Origin of the sequence: Streptomyces fungicidicus (assembly GCF_003665435.1) — a bacterium.
Classification (GTDB): domain Bacteria; phylum Actinomycetota; class Actinomycetes; order Streptomycetales; family Streptomycetaceae; genus Streptomyces; species Streptomyces fungicidicus.
This window is the reverse complement of the sequence record NZ_CP023407.1, coordinates 4,852,759-4,866,973: the sequence shown is the minus strand read 5'-3', so window position 1 is coordinate 4,866,973 and position 14,215 is coordinate 4,852,759. Positions and strand designations below refer to the sequence as shown.

General features: G+C 71.5%; 10 protein-coding genes. 4 read left to right on the top strand and 6 right to left on the bottom strand.

Annotated elements, in window-relative coordinates; translation table 11 throughout:
- Positions 1-5: 5 nt before the first annotated feature.
- Positions 6-1,163 (bottom strand): cystathionine gamma-synthase, encoded by a 1,158-nt coding sequence (locus CNQ36_RS22395; RefSeq protein WP_121548551.1) that lies wholly within the window; start codon positions 1,161-1,163, stop codon positions 6-8.
- Between the two features lie 142 nt (positions 1,164-1,305).
- Here CNQ36_RS22395 and CNQ36_RS22390 point away from each other — a divergent pair, with 142 nt between their 5' ends.
- From CNQ36_RS22390 to CNQ36_RS22380, 3 genes are all read left to right on the top strand, one after another.
- Positions 1,306-2,424: a hypothetical protein gene (locus CNQ36_RS22390; protein ID WP_004926520.1), complete on the top strand. Its 1,119-nt coding sequence runs from the start codon at positions 1,306-1,308 to the stop codon at positions 2,422-2,424.
- A 131-nt stretch (positions 2,425-2,555) separates the two neighbouring features.
- Positions 2,556-3,815 (top strand): translation initiation factor IF-2 N-terminal domain-containing protein, encoded by a 1,260-nt coding sequence (locus CNQ36_RS22385; protein ID WP_121547300.1) that lies wholly within the window; start codon positions 2,556-2,558, stop codon positions 3,813-3,815.
- 34 nt (positions 3,816-3,849) lie between these two features.
- Complete coding sequence (locus CNQ36_RS22380) at positions 3,850-4,533, top strand: SAVMC3_10250 family protein (protein WP_163013331.1); 684 nt, start codon at positions 3,850-3,852, stop codon at positions 4,531-4,533.
- A gap of 78 nt (positions 4,534-4,611) precedes the next feature.
- Here the strand turns inward: CNQ36_RS22380 and CNQ36_RS22375 are convergent, their stop codons facing one another.
- On the bottom strand, positions 4,612-5,655 hold the full coding sequence (locus CNQ36_RS22375; RefSeq protein ID WP_121547298.1) for an NAD(P)-dependent alcohol dehydrogenase: 1,044 nt from the start codon (positions 5,653-5,655) through the stop codon (positions 4,612-4,614).
- Positions 5,656-5,828: 173 nt separating this feature from the next.
- Here CNQ36_RS22375 and CNQ36_RS22370 point away from each other — a divergent pair, with 173 nt between their 5' ends.
- Positions 5,829-6,740 carry a helix-turn-helix transcriptional regulator gene (locus CNQ36_RS22370; protein WP_004926534.1) on the top strand — a complete coding sequence of 304 codons (912 nt, stop codon included), beginning with the start codon at positions 5,829-5,831 and terminating at the stop codon, positions 6,738-6,740.
- A 52-nt stretch (positions 6,741-6,792) separates the two neighbouring features.
- Here the strand turns inward: CNQ36_RS22370 and CNQ36_RS22365 are convergent, their stop codons facing one another.
- The 4 genes from CNQ36_RS22365 to CNQ36_RS22350 form a co-directional block, all read right to left on the bottom strand.
- The gene (locus CNQ36_RS22365; RefSeq protein WP_228313146.1) at positions 6,793-10,050 is read right to left on the bottom strand and encodes a S8 family peptidase; all 3,258 of its coding nucleotides are present in this window, start codon (positions 10,048-10,050) and stop codon (positions 6,793-6,795) included.
- Between the two features lie 281 nt (positions 10,051-10,331).
- Positions 10,332-11,015, bottom strand: coding sequence for an ABC transporter ATP-binding protein (locus CNQ36_RS22360; RefSeq protein WP_004926540.1), 684 nt, complete (start codon positions 11,013-11,015; stop codon positions 10,332-10,334).
- Positions 11,016-11,094: 79 nt separating this feature from the next.
- On the bottom strand, positions 11,095-12,561 hold the full coding sequence (locus CNQ36_RS22355; RefSeq protein WP_121547296.1) for an ABC transporter permease: 1,467 nt from the start codon (positions 12,559-12,561) through the stop codon (positions 11,095-11,097).
- 179 nt (positions 12,562-12,740) lie between these two features.
- Positions 12,741-13,991, bottom strand: a complete 1,251-nt coding sequence (locus CNQ36_RS22350; RefSeq protein WP_040908533.1) for a L,D-transpeptidase — start codon at positions 13,989-13,991, stop codon at positions 12,741-12,743.
- Positions 13,992-14,215 lie beyond the last annotated feature (224 nt).

Sequence of the window (14,215 nt, the reverse complement as noted above, 5' to 3'; positions counted from 1 at the left end):
GGGGACTACCGGCCGAGCGCCTGCTGAAGGTCCTCGAGCAGGTCGTCGACGTTCTCGATGCCCACCGACAGGCGCACCAGGTCGGCCGGGACCTCCAGCGCGGAACCGGCCGCGGACGCGTGCGTCATCCGGCCGGGGTGCTCGATCAGCGACTCGACGCCGCCCAGGGACTCGCCGAGCGTGAACACCTTGGCGCGGTTGCAGACCTCGACGGCCGCCTCCTCGCCGCCCTCCACGCGGAAGGAGACCATGCCGCCGAAGGCCCGCATCTGCTTGGCGGCGACCTCGTGACCGGGGTGGTCGGGCAGCCCCGGGTACAGGACGCTCGTCACGCGCGCGTGACGGGTCAGCATGTCGGCGATCCTCGTGGCGTTCTCGCTGTGCCGGTCCATGCGGACCGAGAGGGTCTTGGTGCCGCGCAGCACCAGCCAGGAGTCGAAGGGCCCGGCGACCGCGCCCATGGCGTTCTGGTGGAAGGCCAGCTCCTCGCCCAGCTCCGCGTCGCCGGTGATCAGCGCGCCGCCGACGACGTCCGAGTGGCCGCCCATGTACTTGGTCAGGGAGTGCACGACGACGTCCGCGCCGAGCGCCAGCGGCTGCTGGAGGTAGGGCGTGGCGAAGGTGTTGTCGACGACGAGCCGGGCGCCCGCGTCCCGGGCGATCTGGGCCACGGCGGCGATGTCGGTGATGCCGAGCAGCGGGTTGGAGGGGGTCTCCACCCACACCGCCTTGGTCCGGGGGGTGAGGGCGGCGCGGACGGCGGCCGGGTCGCTGGTGTCGGCCACCGACCACTCCACGCCCCAGCGGGAGACCACCTTGGCGAAGAGGCGGAACGTGCCGCCGTACGCGTCGTTCGGGATCACCACGTGGTCGCCGGGGCTCAGCAGCGTACGCAACAGGCAGTCCTCGGCCGCCAGTCCGGACGCGAACGCCAGTCCGCGACGGCCGCCCTCCAGGGCGGCGAGGTTCTCCTCCAGCGCGGTCCTGGTCGGATTGGCGCTGCGGCTGTACTCGTAGCCGCCGCGCAGCCCGCCGACGCCGTCCTGCTTGTAGGTCGACACCTGGTAGATGGGCGGTACGACCGCGCCCGTCAGGGGGTCGGCGGTGTTGCCCGCGTGGATCGCGAGCGTCTCGAAGTGCTCACTGATGTGCCTGTCGCTCATGGGCACCGAGGGTAGTGCGCCCACGGTGCGGATGACGGACGCGGAGGGGGCCGGACGGGCGGCGGGGTGCGGACGCGGGAGGTTTTCCACAGGTGCGGCACCGGGTTGGCCAATTGTCGGCGCGGTCTGGTTCGCTTGTGACATGGAGATTCTCTGGGTCCTGATCGCGCTCGTCATGCTCGGCTTCGTGGTGGTGCCGTACCTGAGGCGCAGGCGCGGGGCGATCACGCAGGTCCCCGCCGGCCACCCGGACGCCGCGGACCCGGCGGACTACGGCTTCGCCCGCGAGGAGGAGCTGGACATCCGCATGCCCGGCCCCGACCAGGACCTGCTGGACGTCCTGGAGCTGGTGCAGCGCACGCAGGACTACCGGGCGGCGCAGCAGCTGCTGGCCGGCACGGACGCGGGCAGCGAGGTGCGCTGGCAGCGCGTCCAGGCGTTCGCGGGAGCGGCCTCGCTGGAGCTGGCCCAGCGGCCCGGCGGGGTGAGCGAGGCGCCGGGCGGTCAGTGGCTGCGGGTGTGGCGGACCGAGGCGCCCAAGGACGCGGGCGGCGCGGCGGTGCACGCCGAGTTCCTGGTGCAGCAGGCGTGGCGGACGGCGGCGCCCGGGACGGACGAGTTCCGGATCATCATGGAGGAGGCGAAGGCCGCGTGCGGCGACGCGGCGCTGCTCGCCCCCGGTGACCCGATCCCGTACATCGTGGAGCTGTCGGTGGCCCGTGGACTGGGCTACTCCCAGCCGGACTTCGAGCAGGTCTGGCTGAAGATCCTGGACCGCGCCCCGGCCCACATGGGGGCGCATCTGGCCGCGCTGCACTACTGGTGCGAGAAGTGGCACGGCTCGCGGCAGCAGGCGTACGCGTTCGCGGAGGCCGCGGCGGCGCGGGCGCCCCAGGGCTCCCTCCTCGCGGCCATGCCGCTCTTCGCGGTGTTCGAGCACCTCCCCGAGGTGAACCTGGTCTCCGGCTTCCACCAGAGCGAGGTCGTCACCAAGGCGGTGCACGGCGCGCTGCACGCGGTGCACTCCGCCCGCCCCGACGACCCGATGTCGGCGCACGTGCGGCACCTGCTGATCTTCTTCCTGGTCCGCGGCGAGCGCTGGGCGGAGGCCATGAGCCAGCTCATACAGGTCGACGGCCATGTCGGCGCCCTCCCCTGGACGCTGTCCCCCGACCCGGCCGCCGTGTTCGCCGTCCACCGCGCCCTGGCGGTGGCCGGGTACGAGGCGAACGGCGGCAGCCCGGCGACCCTGCCGCACTGAGCGCGCACCGACCGCGCACCGAGCGCCAACACCCGCGCGACGCCCCCGCGTCCGTCCGGAGAATGCCCCGTCCGGCCACATAGTCTTGACTCCTGCGAACACGAGCCGGGCCTCCGGTCGAGGAGTCGAGTGTGCCGAAAGTACGGGTCTACGAACTGGCCAGGGAGCTCGGGGTCGAGGACCAGGTCGTCATGGCCAGGATGCGGGAGCTCGGCGAGGTCGTGCGGTCGGCCGCGTCCACGGTCGAGGCGCCCGTCGCCCGCAGGCTGAAGGACGCGCTCGGCGCCGGCTCCGCCAGGACCGTCCGGGCGCTCGCCACGGACCCGGACGCCGGACCGGTGACCGCCGGGCATCCCGTGTCCGGCGCCGTGGAGTACGCGCCCGAGCGCATGCCGGAGCAGCGTTTCGTCCTCCCCCGGCCCGGACGGCCCGCGGGGAACCCTCCGCCGGGCTCGGTGCTCCGGCCGCAGCACCACGAGTGGGACCCCACCTCCCGCTGGAAGCCCCTGCAGTCCTTCGACCCTCGGACGGTGGGGCCCTACACCGTGCTGCGGCGGATCGGCAGCGGTTCCATGGGCCGGGTGTTCCTGGGCCAGACGCCGGCCGGCCGACTGCTCGCGATCAAGGTCGTCAAGGAGGAGCTGGCCGACGACCCGGAGTTCCGCAGACGCTTCCAGCGGGAGGTCGCCGCGGCCCGGGGCGTGAACGGGTTCTACGCACCACCGGTGGTGGACGCGGACACCACCGGGGACATCCCCTGGCTGGCCACGGCCTACGTCTCGGCGCCCTCCCTCCAGGACTTCGTCGACGCGTGCGGTCCGCTGCCGCTGCGGGCCCTGCGCTGGGTCGCCGCCCAGCTGGCCGAGGCGCTGCGGTCCGTGCACGCCGCCGCGATCGTCCACCGGGACCTCAAGCCGTCCAACGTCCTGGTCGGCGTCGACGGGCTGCGGGTGATCGACTTCGGTCTCGCCCTGGCGGCCGCGGTCGCGGCGAGCAAGCTGACGGTCGCCCACACCACGCTGGGCACCCCCGCGTACATGTCGCCGGAGCAGGCGGAGGACGCCCGGAAGGTGACGCCCGCGAGCGACGTGTACGCGCTGGGCGCGGTGCTGGTCTTCGCCGCCACCGGACGCAGCCCCTACCCGGGCGGCGACCCCGTCCGCACCATGATCCGCATGCAGTCCGAGGAGCCCGACCTGACCGGCGTGCCGGAGGAGTTCGCCGGCGTGGTCGCGCAGTGCCTGCGCCGGGACCCCGCGGTCCGCCCCGAACTCGGGGAACTGCTGCGCCGGATCGCGCGTGACATGGAACCGGGACCGGACGGGATGTACCGGCCGTCGGAACTGCTGCCGACGGCGGCGTTCGAGTTCCTCGGACTGCAGGACGTGTGAAACGGCCCCTCGGCTTCTGACGAACGGAGCAGGAGTGCAGGAAGTGATCTACCTGTCCGACCGGAAACTCTCGCAGTTCCTGTCCGGACTCCGGTCCGCCTGGCCCCGCCAGCGGGTCAGCTTCTCGACGCCCTTCGGCGGCATGGAGGTGGACCCCCCGGCCGGCACCGGCCCCGACCTCAGGGGCAGACACCTGACGCGGGTCGTGCGCCGTGTCGAGGAGTCGGCCCGCTGGTACGCGGAGGAGGGCCTGCGGCCGGGTCAATGGGTGGCCTTCGAGGCGCCGTTGAACTACTTCGCCCTGGACACCGTCGATCCCGCCATGGTGTTCTTCGCGGACACCCCGGCCCCGGACCGGCCCGTGCGGCTGCTGCTGCACGGCTCCGCGGAGCACCTGATCACGGGACTGCTGCCGCGCGTCACCGAGGGGACCCCGGAGTCCGGCGCGCTGGTGCGCAACCTCCTCGGCACCCATGCCAGCGCCCCCGGCGCACTGCTGGCCGCCCTCTCCGACGACCTCGGCGCCGGCGTGGACGGACGGCGTCCGTCGCTGATCACGGCGCTGCGCGGCCTGCTGGAGCGCATCGACGGACAGACGCACCCGGAGACCGCGGCGGCCATGCGCGGCTACGCGCGCGTCACCACCGGGTTCACCAGCCGCGGCGGCACGGGACTGATCGTGGCCAGCCCGCTGTACGTGGAGTACGGCGACGGCTGAGCCCGCCCCGGAGCGCGCTCGCCCCCGCCTCCCCCCGGGCCCGGGGGGAGGCGGGGGCGGCGGGGGCGGCGCCGGGCGTCAGATCGTCGCCGTGTCGATGACGAAGCGGTAGCGGACGTCGCTGTTCAGGACCCGCTCGTACGCCTCGTTGATCCCGGCCGCGTCGATCAGCTCGATCTCCGCGCCGATGCCGTGCTCGGCGCAGAAGTCCAGCATCTCCTGGGTCTCGGCGATGCCGCCGATCATGGATCCGGCGAGGGTCTTGCCGCCGCCGAGCACCGAGAAGAGGTTGAGGGAGACCGGCTCCTCGGGGGCGCCGACGTTGGCCAGCGTGCCCTCCGTCCTCAGCAGGGACAGGTAGGCGTCGAAGTCCAGCGGGGCCGACACGGTCGACAGGATGAGGTCGAAGCTCCCGCGCAGCTCCTCGAAGGTCTTCGGGTCGCTGGTGGCCCGGTAGTGGTCGGCGCCCAGCTTCAGGCCGTCGTCCTTCTTGCGCAGGGACTGCGAGAGCACCGTCACCTCGGCGCCCAGCGCGTGCGCGATCTTGACGCCCATGTGGCCGAGGCCGCCCATGCCGAGCACCGCGACCTTCTTGCCGGGACCGGCGCCCCAGCGCTTCAGCGGGGAGTAGGTGGTGATGCCGGCGCACAGCAGCGGGGCGGCCACGTCGAGCGGGAGGCCGTCGGGGATGCGGACGACGTAGTTCTCGTCGACGACGATCTTCTGCGAGTAGCCGCCGTAGGTCGGCTCGCCGTCCTTGCCCAGGGCGTTGTAGGTGCCGACCATGCCGCCGCCGGTGCAGTACTGCTCCCGGCCGGCCCGGCAGTTCTCGCACTCGCGGCAGGAGTCGACCATGCAGCCGACGCCCACCCGGTCGCCCGCCCGGAACGCCGTGACACCGGGCCCGACCTCGGAGACCACGCCGGCGATCTCGTGGCCGGGGACCATCGGGAAGATGGCGTCGCCCCAGCCCTCGCGGGCCTGGTGGATGTCGGAGTGGCAGATCCCGGCGAACCGGATGTCGATCAGCACGTCGTGCTCGCCGACCTCGCGCCGCTCGATGGTCGTCCGCTCCAGCGGAGCCTTGGCGGCGGGTGCGGCGTACGCGGCAACAGTGGTCATGGCGGGGCTCTCCTCGTGGGGTGGTACGCCCGGCCGCCTTCTGTCCGGCCGGGAGCAGCCTCCAGCCTGCGACGTCCGCGGACATTCACCCAGCCCACGGCTCTGCCTACGTTGGCCGTGCGTACCACTGGCGGGGACAGGCTGTTGTGCGTACGACCGGGAATACTGGACACATGGACGAGCAGCACACCTCACCGACGGGCCCCGGCGGTCTGGACCCGCGAGCGGAACTGAGCGAGTTCCTGCGCACCCGGCGGGCCCGGCTGAAGCCGCAGGACATGGGCCTGCCGGACTTCGGACGGCACCGCCGGGTGCCCGGCCTGCGCCGCGAGGAGCTGGCGCAGCTCGCCGGGGTGTCCGTCGCGTACTACACGCGCCTGGAGCAAGGCAACGGGCAGAACGTCTCGGTGGAGGTGCTGGACTCGATCGCGCGTGCCCTGCGTCTCACCGACGCCGAGCGGACCCATCTCACGCATCTGGCGAAGCCGAAGCGGCAGCGGAGGAAGCCGGCGGCCCGGACCGACAGGCCCCGCCCGGCGCTGCGGCACCTGCTGGCGTCGATGGACACGGTCCCGGCGTACGTCGTGGGCCGGCGCTCGGAGATCCTCGCCTGGAACGGGATGGCGGCGGCGGTCTTCGGCGACTGGGAGAAACTTCCGGCGCAGGAGCGGAACTGGGCGCGGCTGGTGTTCCTGAACCCGGACCACCGGGAGCTGTTCGTGGAGTGGGACCAGAAGGCGGCCGACATGGTGGCCTATCTGCGCATGGACGCGGGCCTGCATCCGGAGGACCCGCAGCTGTCCGCCCTGGTCGGCGAGCTCTCCGTGAAGAGCGAGGAGTTCCGCAGGCTGTGGGCGGCGCACGACGTCAAGGAGAAGAGCCACGGCGTGAAGCGCCTGAGGCATCCGCTGGTCGGGGAGCTGACCCTGCTCTGGGAGTCGTTCCGCCCCTCCGGGGACGACAGCGGGCAGTCGCTGGTCACGTACTTCGCGGAGCCGGACACCCCGTCGGCCGAGGCGCTGCGGCTGCTGGGCAGCTGGGGCGCCGACGCGAGGCGGTCGGGGACGTCCGCGTCGGCCGGCTGACGCGGCACGGCCCGCCGGGAGCGGTGCTCCCGGCGGGCCGTGCGTTCAGCGCCTACTTGCCGTAGTAGGCGTTGTAGATCGAGATCGTCGACTTGTTGCCCTTCTTGTCGGCGATCTTGGCGTGGAAGGAGATGGCCTTCCCCTTCGCCGGGTTCTTGACGGTGATCTTCCCGCCCTTGACCGTGGTCTTCTTCCAGGTCTTGCCGTAGTCGTAGGAGACGTACACCGACAGGGACTTGAGGTTCTTGCCCTTGGCGGCGCCCTCCACGGAGACCGGGACGGTGGCCTTCTTGCCGGCCGTCACCTTGCTGTCCAGTCCGGTGGCCGCGTTGAAGCGGACGGTGGAGGCGGGCAGCTGCTTGAGGCCGGTGGTCTTCTTGGAGCGGAAGGTCCAGCTCGCGTCGATCCGCGTGGACGCGGCCGCGACCTTGACGCTGCGCTTGACCGAGGTGGTCAGCTTGTAGGAGGCGTCCGCGGACGGGACCTTGAACTCCTTCTCCCCCTCCAGCGGGTCGCTGTGCGAGCCGACCTTCTTGCCGTTGCGGTAGAGGCTGGTGGTGACCGAGGTGTACACCGAGGAGCCCAGGTGGCCCTTGCCGTCGGCGAACAGCGGGAGGAGCCCGGAGATGCTGTTGCCCTCACGGAAGATGCCGTAGTCCGAGGTGATCCGCGGCCCGAAGACCGCCGTGTTCACGGTCTCCTTGTACGACTTGCCCGCCTTGTAGGCCTTCTCGGAACCGATGAGGTAGCCGGCGTCGCCGACCGGCCAGCCGTCCTCGTCGACGCCGCCCTGCTGCTCGAAGTCGAGGTCCCACCTCACGCCGCCCGCGGTGGACAGGTGCAGCGTGCGGGTGCCGGGCAGCTTCTGCGGAATGGCGATCGCGGAGCCGCTCATGCTGCCGGGCAGCATGCCCATGGCGCCGACGGAGCCCTTCTTGCCGCTCGCCGCGGCGCCCATGCCGACCTTCACGGTGGCGAGGTCGCCCGCCTTGTAGTGCCGGGTGTAGCCGGTGGCGACCTTCTTGACCTTGGCGCCGCTGACGGTGTCGTACTGCTCCTTGGAGCCCTTGGTCCAGTGGGCGTCCCACTGCTGGCTCAGCGAGCCGTCGGTGATCTCGGGACCGAGGTGCGCGGACCGGAAGTTGTCGTACGAGTCCAGCCACCAGCCGAAGGCGAAGGCCGAGTTCTTCGTCTCGACGGTGTAGTCGGCGGAGGCGAACTCCGGCTTGGCCGACTTCTCCGGCACGGTGATGCTGACCGGCTTGGCCTTGCGGGCGTCCAGCGTGACCGTCGTGTTCTTGGTGACGTTCAGCTTGGGCTGGGCGAGCCAGTCGGCGCCCTCGTACTTCTCCGGGTCCGCGCTGACGAAGATCCCGGTGTCCAGGACGTAACCGCCCTTGGGGACGCGCACGGTGACGGTGCCGTCCGGGTCGTAGGGCTGGTAGTACCGGTCGGCGCCCAGGCCGGAGAGACCGGCCAGGCCGGCCACGTAGTTGACGGCCGGCTTGCCGGCGCGGTCGAGGAACTTCAGCGTCACGTCGTACGACTCGGCCTCGCGCTGCACGGCGGCCGCCGTGCGCACGGTCTGCCCGCCGCCCGTCGCGACCACGTACGCCGAGTACGCGCCGTCGGCCGTGCCGCCCAGCCGGGTGTCGACGGTGAGGTCGACGGCGGCCTTGCCGCCCGCGGGGACCGTCACCGTGGTGGCGCCGAGGGTGAAGAAGCCGGCCGGGGCCGCCTTGCCCTTCGGGCCGGTGGCGGTCGACGTCAGCTTCAGCGTGACGTCCTGGGTGCCCAGGTTGCGGTAGGTGAGCTGCCGGGTGTCCGGCTTGTCGTCGGTGTGCGGCCACTGCTGCACACCGAAGCTCAGCGACACCGGTTCGGCGATCACCGTCTGCTTGATCGCCTTGTCGACCTGGATCCGGCCCGAACCCTGCTCGAACGGCGTGTACTTGCCGTCCTTGGTGGAGCCGGTGAGCGCGCCCTTCAGCTCCGTGTACGTCCACTCCGGGTGCTGCTGCTTCAGGATCGCCGCCGCGCCCGCGACGTGCGGGGTCGCCATCGACGTACCGGAGATGGACATGTAGCCGGCCGGGCTCTCGCCGACCTCCTTGGCGATCTCGTTGCCCTTCGCCGAGGCGGCCGTGATGTCCACGCCGGGAGCGGTGACGTCCGGCTTGAGGGCGCCGTCGCCGACGCGGGGGCCGGTGGAGGAGAAGTCGGCGAGCTTGTCCTTGTCGTCGACGGCGCCGACGGTGAGGGCGGCGTCCGCGCTGCCGGGCGAACCGATCGACTGCGGGCCCTCGTTGCCGGCCGCGATGGCGAACAGGACGCCCTTCTCGGCGGACAGCTTGTTGACCGCCGCCTCCAGCGGGTCGATCTCGGGCGTGTCACCGCCGCCCAGGCTCATGTTGACGACGTCCGCGCCCTGCGCGGCCGCCCACTCCATGCCCGCGAGGATGCCGGAGTCGTCGCCGAATCCGGAGTCGTCGAGGACCTTGCCGTTGAGGATCTTGGCGCCCGGCGCGACACCCTTGTACTTGCCGCCGGACTTGGCGCCCGTGCCGGCCGCGATGGACGCGACATGGGTGCCGTGGCCGACCTTGTCGCCGGCGGTGGCCGCGGAGGTGAAGTTCTTCGACGCGGTCACCTGGCCCTTCAGGTCCGCGTGGGTGGCGTCGACACCGGTGTCCAGGACGGCGATCCGGACGCCCTTGCCGTCGTAACCGGCCGCCCACGCCTTGGGCGTGCCGATCTGCGCCACCGACTTGTCGAGGCCGGCCTTGCGGACGCCGTCGAGCCAGACGTGGGCGACGCCGGAGGCGGTGCGGTCGCCGTTGGTGACGGCGTCCCACAGCTGCGGCGTCGCCTCGTGCGGGGTCTGCACCGCGTCCGCGTTCAGGGTCTTCAGGGTCCGGCGGACCGTACCCGCGTCGCGGACGTCGGCCTTGGTGGCCTGGGCGGTGCCCTTGTAGCCGACGATGACCTTCAGGCCCTGCTTCTGGGAGCTGCGGGTCCTGGCCTTGTTGAGCTCGGTGATGTCGAAGAGCCGCTGGTCCAGCTTGCCGCTCGCGATCAGCCGGGCGGCGTCCGCCGGCACCACGAGGGTGTGTCCGCCGCTCCTGCGGACCTGGACGGGTATGTGCTCCCGGCCCTCGGCCCGCTCCAGGCCGACCACGCGGCCCTTGCCGTCCACCGCGACCCGGTCACCGGTGATCAGCGTGATCCGGTGCTTGGCCTTCGGCGCGGACGCCTTCGAGGCCGCGGCGGCGGCCGTTCCCTCCCCGTTCGCCGACGCCGGGCCGGCCATGCCCGCGGCGAGCGCCACGGCGGCGGCCGCGGCGACCGTGCCCACGCACGCTCTCTTCACTTGTCTGCGCAAGGTTCCCCCTAGCGAAGTCGCCGGGCGAACTCGACATCACCCGGCCGGGGGTGGTCTCGTACGCATGCGCGCACCCCCCGGATCACGAAGTATGCCGAGGGGTGATCAAGCGTCTCAAGGGACACCGGAAAGGGTGCCGAAGTCGACGGGAGGCTGTAATACCTCCGCCGGAACTCCGTTACACAACCGCGGGGTTGGCGTCCTTCTCGTCAGGCGCGGGTGTTCTCCTTCACGGTGATCCGCCCCTTGCGGATCGTCGCCAGCCGCGGCGCGGCCTTCGCGATGGCCGAGTCATGGGTGACCATGACGAAGGTGAGACCCAGTTCCTTCCACATGCGGATCAGCACGTCCATGATCTCGTCGCGCATCGACTCGTCGAGGTTTCCGGTGGGTTCGTCGGCGAGCAGCACCTTCGGCTCCTTCACCAGCGCCCGCGCGATGGCCACCCGCTGCTGCTGACCGCCGGACATCTCGCCGGGCAGGTGCCCGAGCCGCTCGCCCAGGCCGACCGACGCCAGCGCCTCGGCGGCCTTCTCCCGCCGCTGCCCGGCCTTCACGCCGAGCGGGACGAGCGCGGTCTCGACGTTCTCCTGCGCGGTGAGCGTGGGAATCAGGTTGAACGACTGGAAGACGAAGCCGATGCTCTCGCTGCGGACCCGGGTGAGCCTCGCCTCGGGCAGCGCGGCCAGGTCGGTGCCGTCCAGGACGATCTCGCCGGAACTGGGCCGGTCCAGCCCGCCCAGCATCTGCAGCAGCGTGGACTTGCCGCCGCCGGTGGGGCCCTGGATGACGAGCCGGTCGCCGTCGGGGATGGTCAGGTCGATGCCGTCGAGGGCGTTGACGGTCTCCTTGCCTCGCGTGTAGCGCCGGGTGACGCCTCTGAGTTCGTACATGGGTCTGCTCCTGGATCGCGTACGGGGGTGGGGGCCCGCCCGTCGCGGGCGGGCCCCGGGGCCGGTTGCCGGACGGGGGTTACTCGACGCGGCGCAGCGCGTCGGCCGGCCGCAGCCGGGAGGCGCGCCAGCCGCCGAAGGCGCCGGCGACGAGACCTCCGGCCACCGCGAGGCCGACCGCGAGGGCGAGGGTGGTGACGCTGACCGGCGCGGTGAGCGCCACGTCGAGGGTCCTGGCGGCGGCCTGCCGGCCGGGCCCGCCCGTGCCGCCGCCTCCGGGACCGCCGCCCATGCCGCCACCACCGCCGCCGCCGAGCTGGGCCTGCAGGGTGGGGCTGACCGCGGTCACGGCGTACGCGCCCGCCAGGCCCAGCGCGATGCCGAGGACACCGCCGACCAGACCGTGCACCATCGACTCGCCGAGCACCTGCCGGGTGACCCGGCCGGACTTCCAGCCCAGCGCCTTGAGCGTGCCGAACTCGCGCACCCGGCGGGAGACCGCCGAGGAGGTGAGCAGGCCGGCGACGAGGAACGCGGCCACCAGCACCACGACCGAGAGCCACTTGCCGACGCCGGCGGCGAGCGAGGAGGCGGTGGACAGGGAGCCGGAGACGGTGTCCGCGAGGTCGGCGGAGGTCGTGACGGTCGTACCGGAAATGTTCTTCTGGATACCGGACTTGACGCTGTCGATCCGCTGGGAGTCGGTCGCCTTGACGTAGATCGTGGTGACCTTGTCCTTGGCGTCGGCGAGGGTCTGCGCCTGCTTCAGCGGAAGGTAGAGGTTGGCCGCCGCGTCCCCGCTGGAGGCGGTGGCGATGCCGATGACCTTGTACTTGGTGCCCTTGACGGTGACGGTGTCACCGGTCTCGAGCTCCTTCTCCTTGGCGTAGGCGGAGTCGGCGACCGCGACCTTCGCGTCGGTCTCGGTCGCCTTGAAGGCGCGCCCGTCGGTGATCTCGGAGGAGGTCAGCGGACCGAGGGCGGGCTCGGTGACGTCGGTGCCGTAGACGGAGTAGCTGTTGACGTCGAAGCTCGCGCCACCGCCCTCGACCCGGCCCTCCGGCGCGGACTGGCCGCCGGCCCCGGGACCGCCGCCCTGACCGCCCTCGCCGCCCTGGCCGCCCTGCTGGAACTGACCCCGGGTGAACTCGCCGCTCACCTTCATGACCTGGAGGCTCAGCCCGCCCACCGCGTCGGCGACACCGTCCTGTTCGCCGACCTTGCCCACGGTGGAGCTCGCCAGGGTCTGGAAGCCCTGCACCATGACGCGGTCGCTGCTCTGCTCCTCGCCGGAGTCGTCGTCCTGGGCGTCGAACTCGAAGCGGGGGCGTTCGCCGGTCTGTTGGGCCCCGGCGGCCTTGGTGACCGTCATGTCCGTGCCGAGCCCGTACAGGGACTGCAGGACCTTCTCCTGCGCCTTGCTCATGCCGGAGGACACGGAGCTGACCACGACGACCAGCGCGATGCCCAGTGCGAGGCCGGAGGCGACGACGAGGGCCGCCTTTCTGCGGCGGCGCAGCTCGCGCCTCAGGTAGGTGAAGAACATGGCGGCAAGCTAGGGACGGTCCGTGATGAAGTGTTAAGCCCGGGATAAGAGCCGCATGAGAAGACCGCCGGGGCGTCGGCCGCCCGGAGAACGCCGATGCCGCCGCCCGCTCCCCCCGAGGGGGCGGACGGCGGCATCGGCCGGGGTGGTGGGACGGGGCGCCGCGTGCGCGGCTGGCGTCAGACGGCCGAGCCCGCCTTCCACTGCTCCCAGCTCATGTTCCAGCCGTTGAGGCCGTTGTCCGGGGCGATGGTCTTGTCGCCGGTGTTCTGGACGACGACCACGTCACCGATGATCGAGTTGTTGTAGAACCAGGCGCCCGGCATGTTCGGGTCGCCGGCTCCCTTGGCGTCCTGCAGACCCACGCAGCCGTGGCTGGTGTTGACGCTGCCGAAGATGGACTTGGCGCCCCAGTAGTTGCCGTGGATGAAGGTGCCGGAGGTGCTCAGCCGCATGGCGTGCGGCACGTCCTTGATGTCGTACTCGCCCTTGCCGTCGTCGTCGGTGAAGCCGACCGTCGCGCCGTTCATCCGGGTCTCCTTGAACTTCTCGGAGATCACCATCTGGCCCTCGTACGTCTTGTTGTCGGGCGAGCCGGCCGAGATCGGGATCGTGCGGACGGTCTTGCCGTCCTGCGTGATCTTCATCTGCTTGGTCTTGGCGTCGACGTACGTGACCTGGTTGCGGCCGATCTTGAAGGTGACCGTCTTCTGCTGGACGCCGTAGACGCCCTCGGCGCCCTGGACCCCGTCGAGCGCCAGCTTCAGGGTGACGGTGGAGCCCTCCTGCCAGTACTCGTCGGGCCGGCAGTCCATGCGGTTGGCGTTGAACCAGTGGCAGGCGACCTCCTGGCCGCTGCTGGAGGAGACGGTGATGCCCTTCTGCACGTCGGCCTTGTTGGTGATCGCCTTGTCGAAGTTGATCGACACCGGCATGCCGACACCGACCGTGGTGCCGTCGTCCGGGGTGAAGGAGCCGATGAAGCTGTTGTCCGGGGCGACCGTGGTGAACGACGCGTTCTCGTGGGCGGCGAGGCCCTTGGCGTCCTCGGCGGTGGCCGTCAGCTTGTAGGTGGTGGCCCGCTCCAGCTGCGCGCTGGGCTTCCAGCTCTTCTTGTCGGCGGATATCTCACCCGAGACGGCGGTGCCGTCCGCGGTGGTCATCTTCACCTCGGTGAGCGTGCCCTTGGCCACGGTCACGGCGGCCGAGTTGTTGATGGAGGCGTTGTTCGAGCCGTCCTTCGGCGTGATCTTGATCTGGGCCTCGGAGGACTTCTTCGCCGCGGCCTCGTCGACCTGCGCCTGTGACGTGTCCTTGCCGTCGTCGCCGGCCGAACCGCCGTCACCGCCGGAACACGCCGAGAGCACCAGCACTCCGCCGAGCAGAGCGGACGCGGCCGCCAGACTCCTGCGCCGCTTACCGTCCGTCATCACACGCTTCTCCATCGTTGCCGAATCCCAACCCCACGAGTCCCCGGCCCGAAGCCGGAGGACCTCGTCACAACCTTCAACGCTACGACCGGGTCCCCCCGTTCCCCACGGCCCGTAAGTGTGGGGCTCGCCACGTCCGCCGGGGCGCACGGTGAGGGTGCCGGTCCGTGCGCCGCTTGAGACGCCGTGACCCCGGGCGGCGGTTGCCGCCCGGGGTCACGATT

Excerpts from the sequence above, each read along its gene's own strand:
- CNQ36_RS22395 (WP_121548551.1), bottom strand. The coding sequence starts at position 1,163 with ATGAGCGACAGGCACATCAGTGAGCACTTCGAGACGCTCGCGATCCAC.
- CNQ36_RS22390 (WP_004926520.1), top strand. The coding sequence starts at position 1,306 with ATGGAGATTCTCTGGGTCCTGATCGCGCTCGTCATGCTCGGCTTCGTG.
- CNQ36_RS22375 (WP_121547298.1), bottom strand. The coding sequence starts at position 5,655 with ATGACCACTGTTGCCGCGTACGCCGCACCCGCCGCCAAGGCTCCGCTG.
- CNQ36_RS22370 (WP_004926534.1), top strand. The coding sequence starts at position 5,829 with ATGGACGAGCAGCACACCTCACCGACGGGCCCCGGCGGTCTGGACCCG.
- CNQ36_RS22365 (WP_228313146.1), bottom strand. The coding sequence starts at position 10,050 with ATGGCCGGCCCGGCGTCGGCGAACGGGGAGGGAACGGCCGCCGCCGCG.
- CNQ36_RS22360 (WP_004926540.1), bottom strand. The coding sequence starts at position 11,015 with ATGTACGAACTCAGAGGCGTCACCCGGCGCTACACGCGAGGCAAGGAG.
- CNQ36_RS22355 (WP_121547296.1), bottom strand. The coding sequence starts at position 12,561 with ATGTTCTTCACCTACCTGAGGCGCGAGCTGCGCCGCCGCAGAAAGGCG.
- CNQ36_RS22350 (WP_040908533.1), bottom strand. The coding sequence starts at position 13,991 with ATGACGGACGGTAAGCGGCGCAGGAGTCTGGCGGCCGCGTCCGCTCTG.